Raw genomic sequence first — 270 nt, 5'->3', positions numbered from 1 at the left:
CAGGAGCATTACCACTGCCAGCGTCACTACCGAAACCCAGAAGATCCAGAGATAGGTGGCCGCGCGGGTCAAACCCGTCCATTTCGGCGGGACCAGAAGATTCGCACGAACGACCATGCCGGCCGCGCCACCGGTGAGATCCCCGGTCTTGCGGATCACTTCGGGAAACGCCACAGCGACGGCGAGGGTAACGAGAGCCAGATACAGCCCTTTGATCCGCAAGGAGGGAAGCCCGACGAGAAGTCCTAGTACGAAACACAATACGACTGC

Annotated in this window: 1 pseudogene; it reads right to left on the bottom strand. The window is 60.0% G+C overall.

Annotation, left to right across the window (positions count from 1 at the left end):
- Positions 1-222 (bottom strand): annotated as a pseudogene (locus tag EW028_RS24635) (hypothetical protein); the annotation flags it as partial.
- Positions 223-270: the final 48 nt, after the last annotated feature.

It is taken from the genome of Lysinibacillus sp. OL1 (assembly GCF_004332175.1).
In the GTDB taxonomy this organism is placed as follows: domain Bacteria; phylum Bacillota; class Bacilli; order Bacillales_A; family Planococcaceae; genus Lysinibacillus; species Lysinibacillus capsici.
Note: the sequence above shows the minus strand (reverse complement) of the source record. Positions and strands in the feature narration are given on the sequence as shown.